This window comes from Vibrio sp. J2-4 (assembly GCF_021728155.1).
Taxonomy (GTDB): Bacteria; Pseudomonadota; Gammaproteobacteria; order Enterobacterales; family Vibrionaceae; genus Vibrio; species Vibrio diabolicus.
The window spans coordinates 902,862-921,357 of the sequence record NZ_JAKKCN010000003.1 but is presented as its reverse complement, the minus strand read 5'-3'; the positions used below and the strand labels follow the sequence as shown (position 1 = coordinate 921,357).

Annotated in this window: 17 protein-coding genes; 11 read left to right on the top strand and 6 right to left on the bottom strand. The window is 46.1% G+C overall.

The features are described from left to right. Nucleotides 1-8: 8 nt before the first annotated feature. On the bottom strand, nt 9-815 hold the full coding sequence (locus tag L3V32_RS14305; RefSeq protein ID WP_065645258.1) for an arylamine N-acetyltransferase: 807 nt from the start codon (nt 813-815) through the stop codon (nt 9-11). A 292-nt stretch (nt 816-1,107) separates the two neighbouring features. Here L3V32_RS14305 and L3V32_RS14300 point away from each other — a divergent pair, with 292 nt between their 5' ends. The 5 genes from L3V32_RS14300 to L3V32_RS14280 all read left to right on the top strand — a co-directional run bounded on the left by L3V32_RS14300 (nt 1,108) and on the right by L3V32_RS14280 (nt 5,581). Next, on the top strand, nt 1,108-2,256 hold the full coding sequence (locus L3V32_RS14300) for an S-(hydroxymethyl)glutathione dehydrogenase/class III alcohol dehydrogenase (RefSeq protein WP_046875600.1): 1,149 nt from the start codon (nt 1,108-1,110) through the stop codon (nt 2,254-2,256). A gap of 61 nt (nt 2,257-2,317) precedes the next feature. Next, complete coding sequence (gene fghA / locus L3V32_RS14295; RefSeq protein WP_237284565.1) at nt 2,318-3,157, top strand: S-formylglutathione hydrolase; 840 nt, start codon at nt 2,318-2,320, stop codon at nt 3,155-3,157. Between the two features lie 451 nt (nt 3,158-3,608). Beyond that, a complete protein-coding gene (locus L3V32_RS14290) occupies nt 3,609-4,064 on the top strand; it encodes an oxidoreductase (RefSeq protein WP_237284606.1) in 456 nt (151 codons plus the stop codon). 5 nt (nt 4,065-4,069) lie between these two features. Next, on the top strand, nt 4,070-5,167 hold the full coding sequence (locus L3V32_RS14285) for a GGDEF domain-containing protein (protein WP_005391988.1): 1,098 nt from the start codon (nt 4,070-4,072) through the stop codon (nt 5,165-5,167). 24 nt (nt 5,168-5,191) lie between these two features. Further along, a complete protein-coding gene (locus L3V32_RS14280) occupies nt 5,192-5,581 on the top strand; it encodes a hypothetical protein (RefSeq protein WP_006740947.1) in 390 nt (129 codons plus the stop codon). Nucleotides 5,582-5,691: 110 nt separating this feature from the next. Here the strand turns inward: L3V32_RS14280 and L3V32_RS14275 are convergent, their stop codons facing one another. Continuing rightward, nucleotides 5,692-6,495 (bottom strand): Cof-type HAD-IIB family hydrolase, encoded by an 804-nt coding sequence (locus L3V32_RS14275; protein WP_046875603.1) that lies wholly within the window; start codon nt 6,493-6,495, stop codon nt 5,692-5,694. A 95-nt stretch (nt 6,496-6,590) separates the two neighbouring features. Continuing rightward, nucleotides 6,591-7,478 carry a LysR family transcriptional regulator gene (locus L3V32_RS14270; protein WP_069486027.1) on the bottom strand — a complete coding sequence of 296 codons (888 nt, stop codon included), beginning with the start codon at nt 7,476-7,478 and terminating at the stop codon, nt 6,591-6,593. 126 nt (nt 7,479-7,604) lie between these two features. Between L3V32_RS14270 and L3V32_RS14265 the strand changes: the two genes are divergently transcribed. From L3V32_RS14265 to L3V32_RS14255, 3 genes are all read left to right on the top strand, one after another. Continuing rightward, nucleotides 7,605-8,471, top strand: coding sequence for an MBL fold metallo-hydrolase (locus tag L3V32_RS14265; RefSeq protein ID WP_237284564.1), 867 nt, complete (start codon nt 7,605-7,607; stop codon nt 8,469-8,471). Continuing rightward, a complete protein-coding gene (locus tag L3V32_RS14260) occupies nt 8,465-9,085 on the top strand; it encodes a DsbA family protein (protein WP_237284563.1) in 621 nt (206 codons plus the stop codon). The genes L3V32_RS14265 and L3V32_RS14260 overlap by 7 nt, the downstream gene beginning before the upstream one ends. Before the next feature lie 117 nt (nt 9,086-9,202). Further along, on the top strand, nt 9,203-10,882 hold the full coding sequence (locus L3V32_RS14255; RefSeq protein WP_237284562.1) for an RluA family pseudouridine synthase: 1,680 nt from the start codon (nt 9,203-9,205) through the stop codon (nt 10,880-10,882). A gap of 97 nt (nt 10,883-10,979) precedes the next feature. Here the strand turns inward: L3V32_RS14255 and L3V32_RS14250 are convergent, their stop codons facing one another. Next, on the bottom strand, nt 10,980-12,320 hold the full coding sequence (locus L3V32_RS14250) for an MATE family efflux transporter (RefSeq protein WP_237284561.1): 1,341 nt from the start codon (nt 12,318-12,320) through the stop codon (nt 10,980-10,982). 533 nt (nt 12,321-12,853) lie between these two features. Here L3V32_RS14250 and L3V32_RS14245 point away from each other — a divergent pair. Beyond that, nucleotides 12,854-14,002 (top strand): GGDEF domain-containing protein, encoded by a 1,149-nt coding sequence (locus tag L3V32_RS14245; protein WP_048625526.1) that lies wholly within the window; start codon nt 12,854-12,856, stop codon nt 14,000-14,002. A 3-nt stretch (nt 14,003-14,005) separates the two neighbouring features. On the opposite strand, the gene L3V32_RS14240 is transcribed toward L3V32_RS14245, so the two are convergent. Continuing rightward, entirely contained in the window at nt 14,006-14,287 is a 282-nt protein-coding gene (locus tag L3V32_RS14240) for a hypothetical protein (RefSeq protein WP_041853103.1), read from the bottom strand. Nucleotides 14,288-14,418: 131 nt separating this feature from the next. Beyond that, nucleotides 14,419-14,703, bottom strand: coding sequence for a pyrimidine/purine nucleoside phosphorylase (locus tag L3V32_RS14235; RefSeq protein WP_005392006.1), 285 nt, complete (start codon nt 14,701-14,703; stop codon nt 14,419-14,421). Nucleotides 14,704-15,029: 326 nt separating this feature from the next. Between L3V32_RS14235 and L3V32_RS14230 the strand changes: the two genes are divergently transcribed. Then, nucleotides 15,030-15,533 carry a DUF2850 domain-containing protein gene (locus tag L3V32_RS14230; protein WP_046876126.1) on the top strand — a complete coding sequence of 168 codons (504 nt, stop codon included), beginning with the start codon at nt 15,030-15,032 and terminating at the stop codon, nt 15,531-15,533. A 369-nt stretch (nt 15,534-15,902) separates the two neighbouring features. Beyond that, nucleotides 15,903-18,449, top strand: a complete 2,547-nt coding sequence (locus tag L3V32_RS14225) for a glycosyl hydrolase family 18 protein (protein WP_104973236.1) — start codon at nt 15,903-15,905, stop codon at nt 18,447-18,449. The last annotated feature ends 47 nt before the right edge of the window (nt 18,450-18,496 follow it).

Below are 18,496 nucleotides of genomic sequence, written 5' to 3'. Positions count from 1 at the left end.
GGAGAATTTTACGCATCAGGCAACGGACGAAGATCGCCGTACTGCGCATCAAGTTCAATGCCGAAGTATTCTTTCAATGCATCCAGATAGGCTTGGCCTGGCTCTAACTCCAATTCTGTCTGCTCACCTTGGCTGGTGTATTTGAGTGTGTAGTTAAGCAATGTCACCAACCCACTTTCTGTTGCTTTCGCCGCAACTCTTGCGCTGGTAAAACGCGAGTGAGGAGAAGTGGAAGTAAAAAAGTTGCCACACGCGATATCACCCGCAAACACAAACTCTAAATCGAAGCTATAAAGGTTGTTCCATGTGTCCGTTCCATCCGTTGACAACACTTGAAGGAAGTAACCAAACTGAGCATCTTCGACAAAGCGGAAGGTTTGTAAATCCGTCTGAATCACTTGGTTGAGGATAAACGGCAATGGCGCACGCGGCGTATTGGAGCCAAAGCCCACATCAACAATCCATGCTTGTTCATCTAGCGTCACCAACGTGATTTGATGACTACGGCCCGTTGGTGTGCCCGACACATGCACACGTCCTAGTAAACTGCGTGCTTCAAATCCGAGAGTATTGAGTACCTCAAGCATTAAGCCATTCAATTCAAAGCAGTAACCACCGCGAGAGTGATACACCGTTTTTTGAATGATGTCTTCAATCTCAACAGAGATGCCGCGCTGCAAGGCAATATCAAAGTTCTCAAACGGCAGGCTGCGGTGCTGTGCCGCGTGTACTTTGTGTAATGTTTCTAAATCGGCAGGTAGCTCTCTTGGCAAACCGAGCTTGGTTAAATAGGCATTCAGATCCGTCTTGTTCATAATTACTCTTACTTCGCTGATGGGTTGATTGCGTTCTACTCTAGCCCCTCTAGCTAACTTCAGGTCAACTGCCTTTCCGCTTTCCCTGCCGCGTTGAGGAGACGTCACACTCTTATAATCTGCTTACCTTACCATTATTACGTATATGTAAAAATCATTTTCAAAATGGACGGATTATCATTTTTATTGAAACACCTAGAATAGATACCAACAAAACGACGCAGCGCAGTAAGCAAACCTTAACTACGCTTATTACGTCACTCCATATACTGAGAATATAAAGGAAAATCCAATGACTGTTGAAATCAAACCTGGTCAAACTCACATCAAATCCAAGGCAATGGTTGCATGGGCCGCTGGCGAACCACTGAAAATGGAAGAAGTGGATGTACAGCTTCCTAAAGCGGGTGAAGTGCTAGTGCGCATCGTCGCAACAGGTGTTTGTCATACTGATGCGTTCACTCTGTCAGGCGACGATCCAGAAGGCATCTTCCCTTCTATTCTTGGTCACGAAGGTGGCGGCATTGTTGAAATGGTGGGCGAAGGTGTCACTAGCGTTAAGGTAGGCGACCACGTAATTCCACTGTACACCGCAGAATGTGGCGAGTGTAAGTTCTGTAAATCGGGCAAAACCAACCTTTGTCAGGCCGTGCGTGAAACACAAGGTAAAGGCCTGATGCCAGATGGCACGAGCCGTTTTTCTATCAACGGTGAAACCATCTTCCACTACATGGGTTGTTCTACTTTCTCTGAGTACACGGTACTCCCTGAAATCTCGCTAGCGAAAGTAAACAAAGATGCACCACTTGAAGAAGTGTGTCTGTTAGGTTGTGGCGTAACAACCGGTATGGGCGCAGTTATGAATACGGCAAAAGTTGAAAAAGGCGACACGGTTGCGATATTCGGTCTGGGTGGTATCGGTCTTTCAGCGATCATCGGTGCACGCATGGTGGGTGCAAGCCGCATCATCGGTATCGATATCAACGAAAGCAAATTCGATCTTGCAAAACAGCTAGGCGCAACCGATGTGATTAACCCACAGAAATTCGACAAGCCTATCCAAGAAGTGATTGTTGAAATGACTGACGGTGGTGTTGACTACTCATTCGAATGTATCGGTAACGTAAACGTGATGCGTCAGGCACTTGAGTGTTGTCACAAAGGTTGGGGTGAGTCGGTGATCATCGGTGTTGCGGGGGCAGGTCAGGAGATCTCAACTCGTCCATTCCAGCTCGTAACTGGTCGTGTATGGCGTGGCTCGGCTTTCGGTGGTGTTAAAGGCCGCTCTGAGCTTCCAGAAATCGTAAACCGTTACATGGCTGGTGAGTTTGGCTTGCAAGAGTTCATTACTCATACAATGGGATTGGCTGACGTAAACAAAGCGTTTGATCTGATGCACGAAGGTAAGAGCATCCGTACTGTTATTCATATGGATCAATAATGCTACCTCAGGCTCTCCTTTTGGGGAGCCTGAATTCATTCTGTTGTTAGAGAGTTTATTCATGACCATTGAAAATGTAAGCCAGGCCAAAGTGTTTGGCGGTTGGCACAAACAATATACACACGAATCCAAAGCCCTAAACTGCACGATGCGCTTTGCGATTTTCTTACCACCGAATGCCACTAAATCGAACCCCGTACCCGCTTTGTACTGGTTGTCGGGCTTAACCTGCACCGATGAAAACTTTATGCAGAAAGCGGGCGCATTTCGTATGGCGGCCGAGCTTGGCATTGCGATCATTGCTCCGGACACGAGTCCAAGAGGCGAAGGTATCGCTGACGATGAAAGCTATGACCTGGGTAAAGGAGCTGGCTTTTACCTTAATGCGACTCAAGCACCTTGGTCACTGCATTACTTCATGTACGATTACGTGACTAAAGAGTTACCAGAGATCATTGAAAGCAATTTCCCTGTCTCAGAAGTAAAATCCATTTCTGGGCACAGCATGGGAGGTCACGGAGCATTAACCATTGGTCTGAAAAACGCAGAACAATATCGCTCAATATCGGCGTTTAGCCCTATCTGTAACCCAGTCCAATGCCCTTGGGGACAAAAAGCCTTTACTGCTTACTTAGGCAAAGATATTGAGAGCTGGAAACAATACGATGCAAGTGAGCTTCTCAAGCAAAAACCATCACCACTTCCTATTTTGGTTGATCAAGGTGATGCTGATGGCTTCCTTAACGAGCAACTTAGGCCAGAAGCGCTGGTTGCTGCAGCAAAAGTGCATGATTCAAACCTGAACTTAAGAATGCAATCTGGTTACGACCATAGCTATTATTTCATCTCAAGCTTTATTGACGATCATCTCAACTTCCATGCGAAGTATTTGTTTGCCTAATTCATAGAAGTAACTTGATGAATTAAAAAATAAAGTCACCTACCTAGGTGGCTTTATTTTTGGTGCGTATTAACATACCAATCTTAAATAACATTGGAATAAAGATAGAGAACAATGTAAGGATGAAATCGGATTTGCTTATACCTCAATCATTAACCCTTCTAATTCTCATTCACAATACAATTCATCGGTTGAAAATAGGATTAATTTCCATTAAAAATCTGCGAACTGACACGAATTCGTTATAGAGCGAAATAATAACGCATATTTCTGACCTTTTAATTAAGAAGTCACTTAATAACCTTGACGTACAGTAAACCGACAGTTACTTTTCAAACATAACATATTATAAAATCTCATCCGGTTGGCTCTATTATTACAATTACAAATAAAGTACCGCTAGCACCTTTGTCCTAGCTCAGCAAAAAGAATAAAACTCAAAGGGCATATGATGAAAAAGATAGTCGCGCTAGGTCTGTTTTTTGTTGCGCCATTCTTATCTGCAAGTACGATCGTATTTAGCAGTAGCCAACAACCTAGTGTCACATTAAAACTGGAAGAGATTCAATCTTTACCAACCACCAGCTACACAACCACGCTGCCTTGGATCCCTGCTTCTTCTGAATTTCTTGGGGTCAAACTTAGCACGCTCCTCACCCACGTCTATGGCAAAGTGCCAGAACAAGTTGATGTCAGTAGCTTGAATGACTATCACTCGACACTGTCTCGACAAGACATTCTTAGATACCAACCAATACTGGCTTACCAACAAGATCAACACTATATAAAAGTCAGGAATAAGGGGCCATTTTGGATAATATACTCTCTTAGTCTCTATCCTGAGCTCAACTACAATAAATATCACGCGCAAATGGTCTGGCAAGTAAATGAGATGAAAGCAAAATAATAAGAATGAAGTTATCAGAACCCACCTATCAAAAGCAGAGAGCACCACAATACTCTACAACCAGTAAAATGTTGCTTGTGGTGTTTGCCACTTCTTTGCTTCTCGCAAATGTATTGCTTCTGCAGCAGACACGCGCACTGTCACAAAACTTTAATAATGAGCAAAAACAAGCAACCTGGTTTTTATTCCAACTCTCTAAAGAGCTTTCGGAGCTTGTCGGAGAAGCGAGACGAGTCGATGAAAATGTATTAAATATCGAAGGTGCAGAGCTGCAATATGAATTGGCCTGGAGTAGATTCGATTTATTAATTAGTAGTAATGAAGCCTACACTTTTTTCTCTCGAAATAATATGCATCAGTATTTCATTGATCTTTTTGAGGAATTTCAGGGGCTGGAAGCGCAATTAGTTGAAGCAAGAACTGGCGATAGCCAAGCTGCGGCTCAATTTTATCGATCCACTCAAACACTGTACTTAAGCTTGGTCGATTTCGTTAATCAGAACTTTCGCCTAAGCAGCAAAGTCTATGAGGCACAGAAAGGAGAAACGCAACGGTTAATGCAAGCGCAGTATATGCTGTTTGCTACATTCGTTTTGTCGATCCTGTCTCTGACTTATTTCTTTTATCGTGAATCCCATTTCCATAGAAAACTGGCGCTCAGCGACCCACTGACTCATCTTGGAAATCGCAATGCACTATTTATCAACCTAAATGAGCTCACTCAAGAGAAAAGGCCTTTTTCTCTGTGGATTTTAGATTTAAATGGTTTTAAAAGTGTCAACGATACACACGGTCACCAAGTGGGAGACACCGTACTGCGTGAAATTGCTAGACGGCTTAAATCTATGGCGTTGAATGATTTTACCGTCTATCGCATGGGAGGCGATGAGTTCGCCGTCATCCTCGAAGGGGAGCATGTTGATGAAGAAGGCGTTCGTGAGCATATCAATGCGGTATTTGATGCGCCAATACTAAATTCCGACAACGTCGCAACACTATCAACCAGCATGGGCTTAGCGCAATACCCAAAAGACAGTAACAATGTTGACTTTCTTATCAGCATAGCGGATAAGCGCATGTACAAAATGAAATTTCAACGTTAAACGGTATTTATGATGAGAAAGTTCATGCAAATACTGCTTCTACTGGCAGTCATTGCGGCAGGTGTGTTGGCTTGGGTATTTATTCCATCGCACGAAACCATCGGGCAAAAAACGCTTGAGCAGGCACTCAACGACGACTACAGCCTCGTTGGGCATCGAATCTACTCAACCGATCCGGATGCTGGCAACCGATTCGGCTACTTCGTATTGGCAACTGGCCAGAGCATTGAAGAGCAAGAGCCGTTTTTGGTCACTTCGGATCAGTTTATTCGCATGGAACAAACGGGTGATAACACCTTGTCTGTGACCGTCAATGGCCGTATCTACCAATACCACAACGACTTGTGGGTACCAAAATCGAATGGAAAGTTGCAGCACTTTTTGGTCAGCGCAACCGCTAAGTACGTGCGCTAAAAAACGGGAACATTACTACCCCCTCCCACCACACACACAAAAAAACAAAGCCCCGCATGCACTGCGGGGCTTTTTACGTTAACAAGAAAAGAACATCGAAAGGATGAGCGTTACTTCGCTAACACTTTCTCTTTAATCACTTTTAGTACCCCAGCCTCTTGGTTGCTTGGCGCAGAATAACGAGCGATTTTCTTAATCTCTTCATGCGCGTTAGCAACCGCGTACGAATGCTCACTGACTTGCAGCATTTCGAGGTCGTTGAGGTAATCACCAAACGTCATGGTTTCTGCCGGAGTAAAATTCATCGTCTCTTGAAGGTGCTGAATGGCCGCGCCTTTAGACGCCTCGGCATTCATCACATCCAGCCAAATTTTTGCGCTCACCACAACTTTATGCGTTGCGCCAAACTTCGCGTTCATGGTCGGGAACAGGAGCTCTTCCGAACCGTCAAAGTGACAAATTGCCACCTTAATAAACTCGTCTTCGACCTCAAGCAAATCCGGCACGTATTCACAGCGGTGGTAGTACTTTTGAAACTCTTCCAGTGATTGCTGATCATGCGTTTCGATGTACGCCGAGCGCTTGCCACACAATACGATGTTCGCCCCGTCAATTTCACGAGCCGCTTTCACAATCTCCGCCACTTCCGCTTTAGGAATGGTGCAACTGTAGAGCTCTTTGTCTTGGTACATCACCAAGGTGCCGTTTTCGGCCACATACAACACTCGATCTTTGATTGGCGCGAACGTGTCACGCAGGCTGTAATACTGACGACCAGACGCAGCGGAGAACAAAATACCTTGCTCTTCCAATTGCAAAAACAGATCGAAAAACTCTGGATCCAAACGACCGTATTGGTCAAGCAAAGTGCCGTCCATATCGGAAGCAATAAATTTGATGCGAACTTGTGACATTAACTAAAACTCTAAATGACGCTGCGAAAATATAATCCATGTAAGGTACAGGATCTTGTATGAATCTCAAGTCGGGATGACGACGCCTTTCGCGATTACCAAGGGTGTAGTTTAAAGTAATCTTCACTGTGATCGATGAAAGCTCTCACCGCAGGAGACAAGTGTTTACGCGATGAATACAGCGCGTAAATGTTGAGATCATTTGGCTTCCAATTCGGCAACACCGACTCAAGCTGACCCGATTGCAGATAGATATTGCTCAAATAGGTTGGCAACATCGAAATACCCATGCCTTGTAAAGCGCCATGCAATAACGCCGTGGCCTCATTGCTGGTTAGGCGACACTCAATTCCCACCGATTCGAACAGGTCGCCCTGAGACAAATGCCACACGTGACGCTCAAAGTTTTTGTAACCCAAACAGTCGTGTGAAGATAAATCTCGCGGATGCGCGATCGCGTGGTGAGTTTGCAAGTATTGTGGCGATGCCACCAACACCGATTCACACACCGCAATCGGCTTACCAATCAAAGAAGGATCGGGATCTGACGCAATTCGGATTGCCAGATCGATGCGTTGCTCGGTTAGATCACTCACTGAGTCTTGCAGATCTATGTCTATATGCACTTTGGGGTGCTTTTGCATAAAACTGTTTACTGCTGGGATCAACTGTGAGAACCCAAATGAAGTGCTCGACGCGAGACGGATTTTTCCGGACAGCTCACCATCAACGGCAATGTTCGACGTCAACGTATCGGCCTGTTTTAACCAGCGCTCAATCTGAGGCAAGCTGCGCTCCCCTGCGGTGGTGAGCGACACCTTGCGCGTGGTGCGGTGCAACAAACGAGTTTGCAACCAGTTCTCCATCGCCTCTACATAACGAGTCACCATTGGCCGAGACATGTCTAACCGCTCGGCGGTCGCGGTAAAACTGCCAGAATACACCACATCCACAAATACTTTTGCTGCCGTTACTCTGTCCATACATTTGCTCGAAATAAGAAATAGTGATGCACATTATTGTGTATTTTTCCGAGCGTATCAATTTCCTAATATAGCTCCCGTTCCCAAGCCATGGTCGCTTGGCCCCAAATTCTTTAGGAGCTTATTATGAAAAAATTCACTTTGATTGCTGCATCCATTTTAATGGCAAGCCCTGTTCTAGCGGCAAACCACTCTCCCCTTACTCTTGAGGTTTACAACGCCGACGGTAACAGCTTCCACGTAAACTCAACCTTGGTATACGGTGAGACTGACGCCATGGTTATCGACACTGGCTTCACCAAAGCTGACGCGATGCGCATTGCCGCTAAAGTGCTGGACTCAGGCAAAACACTTAAAACCATTTTTATCAGCCAAGCGGACCCAGATTACTACTTTGGCGCAGAGGCCTTACACCAACAGTTCCCTGATGCGCAGATCATCACAACGCCTGCGGTTCAAAAAATTATTAAAGAGAAATTGGCTGGAAAGCTGGCGTACTGGGGGCCAAAGCTTGGCGCAAACGCACCGGTAAAACCAGTGATCCCTGTCGCGTACGATAAAGCATCATTAGAGCTAGAAGGTCATAAGATTGAAATCCGTGGTAACCATGGCACATCAGCACACCGCCCTTACCTATGGATTCCAGATAACAAAGCGATTCTAGGTAACGTAGCCGTGTACTCAAACGTACATTTGTGGATGGCCGATGCCGCTGACCAAACCGCTATCAATGCTTGGGAGCAACAACTTAGCGAGATGCTTGCGCTTAAACCTCAAGTGGTCATTCCTGGTCACATGAAAGCAGGCACAAAGCTGAACGCAGACACCATTCGCTACTCGCAACAATACTTGCAGGATTTTCAGCAAGCGAAAAAACACAGCAATAACAGCGCTCAACTCATTGACACCATGTCAGCGAAATACCCAGAAGTTCAATTACCAATCGCGCTAGAAATCGGTGCAAAAGTGCATACTGGTGAAATGTCATGGTAACCGTGCATTACTTCTTCGATCCCATGTGTGGTTGGTGCTACGGGGCATCACCACTCATCGAAGCCTTGATGGACACCTCTCAATTTAAGGTAGTGCTTCATCCCGGCGGCATGATTGAGAAACGCGCGATTGAGCCTGAATTTCGTCAGCACATCATCAACAGTGACGCTCGTATCGCAACCGAAACCGGAGCAACGTTTGGTGAAGCATATCTGCAACGCGTGAAAAGCGAAGATGCGTTTGTTCTTGATTCTTATCTACCCACACAAGCGATCTTGAGTGCGGAGAAAATGGGGCTGAATCCATGGCACATGCTAAAGGCCATCCAATCCGCGCATTATCAGCTCGGGTTAAAAGTAAATGAAGCATCGACGCTCAAAGCCATTGCAGAATCGCTAGGCTTAGCAAACGATGCGTGGGAGCAAAACATGACGTTAAGCGAAGCCGAGCTAAACGAAAGAATTCGCTCCAGCCGACAGTTGATGCGCCAGTTACACGTTGGTGGTTATCCAACCCTGATTGCAGAAGTAAATGGCGAGTACTTGACCTTGCCGCACTCGACCTACTACGACAAACCGGCACAGTGGAAGCTTGCATTACGAAAACTGCAATAAGCTCTTCCCCACTCGCTCTTGTTCTTAAGCCAAGAGCGAGTGCCAACACCGACATGGCAATCCTGACTCAAACAGGTACAATCCTCGCTCGAATTTTTACTCGCGCGGATACCCACCATGCACTCGCCTGAACATTGTTTTACACGTTTTACTGCTGATACTTCTGACTATGAATTACCAACGCAGTTTACGTTTCCGTTCTACTACACGCCGCATCCTCTTTGCGTTTTGGCCGCAAAGCAATTGCAACAGCACTTATTAGCGCAAACCGACTTCGAACACGATTTTGGTTTGGTTAATGAAGAAACGGGGCGAGGCAAAATGTTTGGCGTATTGCTGGTAGAAAGCCCTCAAGGCGAGCTCGGCTTTTTAAGTGCATTTTCTGGCAAAATTGCTGACCAAAACTTGATTCCAGGATTTGTCCCTCCTGTGTACGACATGCTGACCGATGAAGGCTTCTTCCGCGCAGAAACGGATGCCATCAACGCCGCCAATGCGGAGTACAAAACCTGTGCTGCGAATCCGGAATTGGCAGATCTTAAAGCGCAAATCCAAGCCGACCGAGCCGCTTATCAGCAAGAAGAGCAAACACAGCGCCAAGTGATGATAGACGGCCGCGCCGCACGCAAACGACAGCGCCAACAGGGAGAGCAAACGCTCAATGCCGATGATCTCAAAATCTTGTTGGATGAATTGGGTAAGCAAAGTGTCGCCGAGAAAAATGTTCTCAAATACTTAAAGCAAGCGTGGGATGAAAAGCTTGCAATCAAAGAAGCGCGATTGGCTGAGTTAGAGCAGCAACTTGCTCACCTGAAAGAGCAGCGCAAGACACTCTCCAACGCTTTACAGCACAAACTGCATAAACAATACCGCTTCCTAAACAGCCATGGCGAAGCACGCGACTTGGTGGACATTTTTGCGGACACCACAAACCCAATCCCACCAGCAGGTGCGGGGGAATGTGCTGCGCCAAAACTGCTCCAATACGCATTTAAACACAGATTCAAACCGCTGGCGCTGGCAGAATTTTGGTGGGGTGTTTCGCCAAAGTCTGAAGTTCGCCAACACAAAAAATTCTACCCATCGTGTAATAGCAAATGTCAGCCGATTTTGGGCCATATGATGCAAGGGCTGGATGTAGAACCTAACCCATTGGCGGAGAATTGGGCAGAAGACAAAGAACTAGAGATAATCTACCAAGACGACGCTATGGTCGTCGTCAACAAGCCCTCGGGCTTACTTTCAGTGCCAGGTAAAACTATCAAGGACTCTGCTTATACGCGCCTACAAGCGATGTTCCCTGATGTGGAAGGGCCGTTTGTGATTCATCGCCTCGACATGGCGACCTCTGGCATTTTGGTGTTTGCCTTAACTAAACGCGCGAACAAAAGTCTGCAAAAACAGTTTATGGCTCGCGGCGTACAAAAACGTTATATGGCACTACTCGAAGGCGTATTGAACGAGCCGGAAGGAGAAATTTCACTGCCAATGCGTGGTGACCCAGACGACCGCCCACGTCAACTGGTGTGTTTTGAACACGGTAAACATGCAGAAACCTACTGGCAACTGATTGAAGTCAAAGATGGACGCAGCAAGGTATACATGTATCCGAAAACCGGGCGAACTCACCAACTACGTGTACACAGTGCTCATCACATGGGGTTAAACATGCCAATGGTTGGTGATGGTTTATACGGCGAAAAAGCGAATCGCTTACACCTGCATGCTGAGATGCTAGAGCTGGATCATCCATACAGCAAAGAGCGCATGGTGTTCAAAGCTGAGTGCGAATTCTAACTTCTTCCAGATTTTAAATAACAAAAAGGCACTGACTAACAGTGCCTTTTTGGGTTTCTAACAACAGAATAAGCGTGATGCGCAATACCGAAAACCGTTAGCTCACCTTAAACTTGGTCCACACCTGAGAGCGCCAACGCCTTGCCATGATGATACCACGCACCCATTCATCGAGAGCGATTGCCATCCAAGCCCCTAAAACGCCATAACCCATGTGGATGCCAAAGATGTAGGAGAAAAACACGCCTAGTCCCCACATACTCAAAATCCCCATTTGCACTGGGAACTTGATGTCACCCGCGCCTTTGAGCCCCGCGATAAAAATCAGGTTAAACACACGTCCGGCCTCGAGCAAAATTGAGCCCATGACTAACGAACCTGCCAATGCGAGTATTTCTGGTTGATCGGTAAATACGCGCAGAATCTCTTCTCTAAACAGGTAAACCAGTGTGGTTGCCGCCGTTGATGCCACAAATCCCACTAAGAAGTAGATTTGTACGCGTTTTAAAATGCTGCTCACCCAACCTTTGCCGATGTAGTAACCAGTCTGAATTTGCGCAGCCTGACCAATTGCCAACGCGAAAGCAAACGAGAAACGGGCAATGTTTTGTGCATAAGTGAAAGCCGCCAACGATGCCGTCCCCATTTGCACCACAAAGTACACAATGCAGATTTGCGCCACGTTGTAAGACAGCACTTCACCCGCGTTCATACCGCCGATTTTTAAGATCTTTTTGTAAATTTCTGCGGGCACTTGTTTCATGGTCGACATTGGTAGTTCAATGCTGCTGCGAGCGAGAATAAACCATAACATTAACGTACCGATGACTTGGCTGACGACGGTTGCTATTGCTACACCTTGCACACCATACACAGGTAAACCGAATGGCTGGTAAAGCGCAATATAGTTACCAATGATGTTGAACACACCCGAGATCAAGTTCACCACCATTGGAGAGCGCGAATAGCCATGGCTACGCAGAATGGTCGTAAAAACAACGCCAATCGTAACGTTAAACGTCATCGCACCGCTGATCAGCAGATATTCACGTGCGTATTGCTCGACTTGTGCCTCCAAACCGTAATACGGGAGCAGGAATATCGCGCCAAGCACGGCAATCACACTCAAGAACGCACCGACAATCACGGACAGCGCAATACTTGCAACGCCGACGTTCACAGACTCTTGCTCGCGCCCAGCGCCGTTGTATTGGGCAATCAAAATCCCCGTTCCGCTGCTGACAAACGTCGAAACGATGATTAAGAAAAAGGTAATCTGCGTGATCACACCAACAGCGGATACCGCTTTGTCTGAGTAGCCACTCAGCATGAACACGTCACTGGTTCCTAAAGCCGTCCGTAGCAAAATTTCGACAAGAATCGGCCAAGCCAATGCCACGATGGACATTCGTTGGTTGATGTTTTGGCTTTTAGGCATGTTTTTAACCTTTCCTACAACTAAAAACTGCCTCACAAAATGTGTGAAGCAGTTTGGAAAAAGAGTAACTCGAATGAAGCTCGATATGAGGTCGTGATTTAGCGCGGATTCTAGTCGCATATTGGTCACAACGACAACAATATTTCGATCTGTTTCGGAAAAATATTTCTAATGCTTTTTCACAACGAAAAACTCATTGCCGGAATTTAGAGATCGTCGATTGACGAACAATGAGCTCAATAGGTAGAAGGCGCAGTTCATGCTACTCCTAACAGAGTTGAGTCAGGATAGATCCTGCAAATACGGCGGTGGAAATGCATTACTTTGAATTATTAATCGAACCATCTGAAGCCATAAAGATCCGCCATGGAAAACTTTATAAGCCTTTGTTGAGCTTTGAGCACTCTCACCAAACCACACTTCTAGGCCCATACTAAAAATGACTGACATCACATTTGGAAACTTTGTTGTTCTATTCATCGCTAAAATACCGCCTAGAATAAGCGTACACGTTAATTAAGCAAGGATACGTAATGTCGACATTGGCTGGAGCACGCTTAGAGGAAATGGCGGATATCCGCTCAACAAGAAAAAAGAAAATTGTCTTTTTATGCTCCAGTATCGCCGCGGCATGTTTAACTTATGGCTCCATTGCTCAATTGTTTGAGGATAATTGGGGATTAAGCTTTTTCCATGCTCTGTGTGCCTTAGCCTGTTTAGGTATCAGTTATGTAATAAAGGTCCAACGACATCATCAATATGCCGACCTATGGCTGAGTGCAGTCTTGATGTTCGAAGGGTTATTGCTACTTCTGTATAACGATGCCCCCTCAGGTAAACTATTATGGCTATACCCCATTGTCGCCACTCTGGTGCTGATCAATGAGTTTAAAGTCGGTCTGCTGTTTAGTGGCACCTATATCTTACTGATCTTTTTTGGCGTCGTTTTTTTAGATCGGCTACCAACAGCCAGTGACATCATAGAACGACGATTTATGCTGACCCTGATAGCAACTGCATTTGTGTGTCACACATTCTCGTATTACTACACAAAAGTCCTCAACTACATTCAAACACTTTATCGTGAAGGGATTGAAGAGTTGGCGTATTTTGACCAACTCACAGGGCTTGCCAACCGCTGGAGCTTTGAAACTTGGGCGCGAGCAAAGCTCGATGAGATCAACCATTCATCTGATGACAGTATCACTGCTCTGGTCTTCCTAGATATTGATAACTTCAAACATATTAACGACACCTACGGACACGATATTGGTGACCAAGTGCTTCAAGCCTTTGCAACTCGATTAAAAAACAATGTTCGCCATAAAGACAGAAAAACCGACAAACACGACTACTCCATCGCTCGATTTGCGGGCGACGAGTTTGTGCTCATGCTGTACGACATAAACAGTAAAGATGACCTCGACAGCATTTTGAAGCGTATTGTGAATCTATTCCCAAAAGGCTACCGAAGCTACGATATGATTAACGAGTTAACAATGAGTGTGGGCGCTGCTATCTACAAACAAGATGCGAAGGATTTATCTGAATTGACTCGGTGCGCAGATAAAGCAATGTATGCGGCTAAACACACAGGGAAAAACCAATACGCGTATTACGAACACTGCAATACCGAAGAGAAGTCAGCCTCTGAAACGCCGGCTGTGTCAGAAGCTTGCTAACGGTTAAGCGAATACATGCATCACCCATAGCCCCAGCACCAGAAATACGATTAGCCACACAGCTTGCAGCACTCTGCTCGGCTTATCTTGCTGGCGACCGAATTGGCCTTTAAACGCACGGTCCTTCACTTTGCCCATTAAGCCTTTTCCTAGAGCACGTCGATAGAATTCACGTCTCTTATGGGCTGCATTGGCGACCTCGGTAAAACGATGTCTTTGCTCATTGGTGAGATCTTTGTCCTCGTAACGAGGAGGGAGATCAGAATGCTTGCGTTGTACTGCCATCACTTCCTCCCTGGCCAATGGGTACATTTTTATTAAGTATATACCCAAATAACCAAAAGATGCGTTATAAGTGAAGGACATAGACGAAAAAACCACCCGAAGGTGGCTTTGTTACAGGCAAAAAGGACGCTTTAGAAGTACTCACATAAATACGCAGTCGCGTCTTTCACTTGAAGCTCAAATGAGGAGTTCCCTTCCACTTCAAAAAACTCACCACTTTGGTAAGTCGTCCAATCACTCTCGCCGACACGCTTGACCACAAGTGCACCTTTTACAACCGTCATACGCTCAGGCGCTTGAGTGCCGAACGTGTATTCACCAGGAAGCATTACACCAACGCTAACGTCCTGATCATTCTGGTTAAAGCCTAGTGATTTTACACTACCTGCAAAATAGCTATTTTCCTTAATACTCATTATTGGTTTCCTTATCAAAAGTCCGCTCTTTTTTACCTTGTTTCTTCCTGTTACTCAAGCTCTGAAAGCCATTAAGCTCAACGTTATAAAGCACATCCTTTGCTACTGAGCGAGGCCACCTTTTTCTAGGCTTAACCAGACGACGTAATTAGTGAGATAAAGTCGGTGAATTAGTTAACGCTAGCAAACAATAAAACCATCAATAAGAGTGTATCCGAATGTAAAAGTGGACATTAGATCATAATTTCTTAGTCTTAATGGCGGGATTGTTTGTTTTTGAGAAGGAAGGTTTCCACCATATTAAAAAAGGGAAGAAAAGTAGACCAATGACGGACTCAGCTCGCCGAAGGCGGAAAACAAGACAGGAACCAAAACTTTCATTTTGGGCTCGCCACCAATCCAAAGCCCTCAAAAGCGCATTTGCCGTTTTCGGGGTGGGTCTTTTGACGTTTTTCAGCTATCAAATCCACCTATCCTATCAAGACCATATTGACCCGAAAAAAGTCTACGGCGAGTGGATTGAGATCGGCGCGCCACCCTACCAAACAGAACGTCTGACTTTCACAGAAGATGGGGTATATCGAAACCATCGACTCATCACGACGGAATTTGAATTCGATGGAAAGGTCATCACGTTGAACACTGGATTAGGAAAAACCGCGTACCAGCTCTCGGGCTCTCACCTTTCACCTCAGATTCGCCGTATTGAGCCTCTTATTCCAGATCAACGATTCATCCGTAAGGGATTTGAGCATACCGTTCAAGGCTCAGAAACCGGAGCGGCTTCAAAACGTCGCGCTGCATTAAGTGAACATTTCAGCCGTGACTAGCACGTCTTCACGGCTATTTCTCCTTTCAATTCTCTTTCTATTTCGATGAAACAAAACCTTAATAAACAATGAAATAAGGTATTCATCGCATTTATCACACTCGCTACTGAGTAAACAATAATTTTAGTTTCTGCTGAGATTTTATAAATTATTGACTCAGTCTGACACTTTCTGTGTAACAGAGTGCGAGTTTTAGTTAAGTTCTCTCAAGTGCCTCGAAAACCGTCTTAATTTTTTTTGACGAAAAAAAACTCTCTGAAATGCTGAGTGTGATGCTTTTGCACATGGAGTAAATCCAATCATCTTATCTGGTGCAAGAGCAGCCTATGTTCTAGGTAGAACATGAATCCAAGGATTGAGAGAGAAGTTATGATTCGATTTAACCTATGTGCAGCTGGCGTTGCTTTAGCACTATCAGGTGCTGCAGTTGCGGCTCCAACCGCGCCAAGTATCGATATGTACGGTTCCAACAACCTTCAGTTTTCTAAAATTGAACTCGCGATGGAAACCACGTCAGGCTACTACGACATGGTGAAATACCATGAGCAAGCGAAGATCACTGTTAAGTTTAACCAGTGGAGTGGCACGCCAGGTGATACTTACAACGTCTATTTTGATGGTGCAAAAGTAGCAACCGGCCCAATCACTGGTAGCCAAACAACAGCGACATTTGAATATGGTCAGGGCGGCCTATACCAAATGGAAATCGAGGCGTGTGATGCGACAGGTTGTGCGAAAAGCGCACCAGCTGAAATCACGATTGCAGATACCGATGGTTCTCACTTGAAGCCACTGACGATGAATGTTGATCCAAACAACAAAACGTACAATACCGATCCAAGCGTCGTGATGGGTACGTATTTTGTTGAGTGGGGCATCTATGGTCGTGACTACACGGTCGATAACATGCCAGTCGACAACTTGACTCACATCCTTTACGGTTTTATCCCAATTTGTGGCCCAAATGAGTCTGTGAAGTCTGTTGGCGGCAACAGTTTCAATGCACTACAAACCGCTTGTACAGGTGTGCCTGACTACGAAGTCGTGATCCACGACCCTTGGGCCGCTTATCAGAAGAGCTTCCCACAAGCTGGTCATGAATACAGCACACCTATCAAGGGTAACTACGCAATGCTAATGGCATTGAAACAACGTAACCCTGATCTAAAAATCATCCCATCTATCGGTGGCTGGACGCTGTCTGACCCATTCTTCGATTTCGTGGACAAGAAAAACCGAGACACATTTGTCGCATCGGTTAAGAAGTTCCTGAAAACTTGGAAATTCTACGACGGTGTTGATATCGACTGGGAATTCCCTGGTGGTGGCGGTGCAGCCGCGGATAAGGGCGACCCTGTAAACGATGGCCCAGCTTACATCGCACTGATGCGCGAACTGCGCGTGATGCTTGATGAATTAGAAGCTGAGACAGGCCGTACTTACGAGCTAACGTCAGCTATCGGTGTCGGTTACGACAAGATTGAAGACGTAGACTATGCAGATGCGGTTCAATACATGGACTACATCTTCGCGATGACTTACGACTTCTATGGCGGTTGGAACAACGTTCCTGGTCACCAGACTGCGCTTTACTGTGGTTCATTCATGCGCCCTGGTCAGTGTGACGGTAGTGGCGTTGATGAGAACGGCGAACCGTACAAAGGTCCTGCTTACACAGCAGATAACGGCATCCAGCTTCTTCTTGCTCAAGGCGTTCCTGCGAACAAGCTAGTACTTGGTACAGCAATGTACGGTCGTGGCTGGGAAGGCGTAACTCCAGATACGCTAACCGATCCAAATGACCCAATGACAGGTACTGCTACAGGTAAACTGAAGGGCAGTACAGCGCAAGGTGTTTGGGAAGATGGCGTAATTGACTACAAAGGCATTAAGTCATTCATGCTAGGTGCCAACAACACTGGCATTAACGGCTTCGAGTACGGCTACGATGCACAAGCAGAAGCACCATGGGTATGGAACCGTACTACGGGCGAGTTGATCACATTTGATGACCACCGTTCAGTGCTAGCAAAAGGTAGCTACGCTAAGTCTCTAGGTCTTGCGGGTCTATTCTCTTGGGAAATCGACGCGGATAACGGCGACATTCTCAACGCAATGCACGAAGGTATGGCTGGCGGTGTAGTTCCTCAACCAAACCGTAAACCAACCGCAGCTGCTGGCGCAGATCAATCTGTAACTGGCCCTGCAAGTGTGGTTCTAGATGGCAGCCTATCGAAAGACTCTGACGGCACTATCGCAAGCTACGCTTGGGAGCAAGTCTCTGGCACTGCAGTGGTACTAGCTGGCGCCAACACTGCGAAAGCAAGCTTTGATGCAGCAGAAGTTACTGTTGAGGAGCAATTAACTTTCAAGTTAACGGTGACTGACAACGAAGGGGCAGCGGCATCTGACCTTGTTGTAGTAACGGTGAAACCAGCAGGTGTGGTTGACCCAGCGAACAATGCACCAGTAGCGCAAGTTGTTGCTCCAGCAACAGCAAACGCTGGTGACGTTGTGGTTGTAGATGCGTCAGCCTCTAGCGATGCAGACAACGATACTCTTACTTTCAACTGGACGCTGCCTCAAGGTTTGAACGCAACGGTTGAAGGTTCTAAAGTAACTTTCACTGCTGCTGAATACCCGCAAGACACTAGCCTAAGCTTTACCGTAAGTGTGAGCGATGGCAAAGCGTCTTCAACGGCAAGCGCAACTGTTGTTGTTGCACAGCATACCACCGATCCAAACCCTGGTACCTGTGACAACGCATGGGATGCAAGCGCAGTGTACACAGGCGGCAACCAAGTCACTCATGCAGGTAAAACTTGGGAAGCGAAATGGTGGACTCAGGGTGACGATCCTAGCCAATCTGGCGAATGGGGCGTTTGGAAAGAAGTTGGCGTAGCTAACTGTAACTAAGCCCAACCTTGCAGACTTTCTGTAAAGTTAACGATCAAAGGACAGCT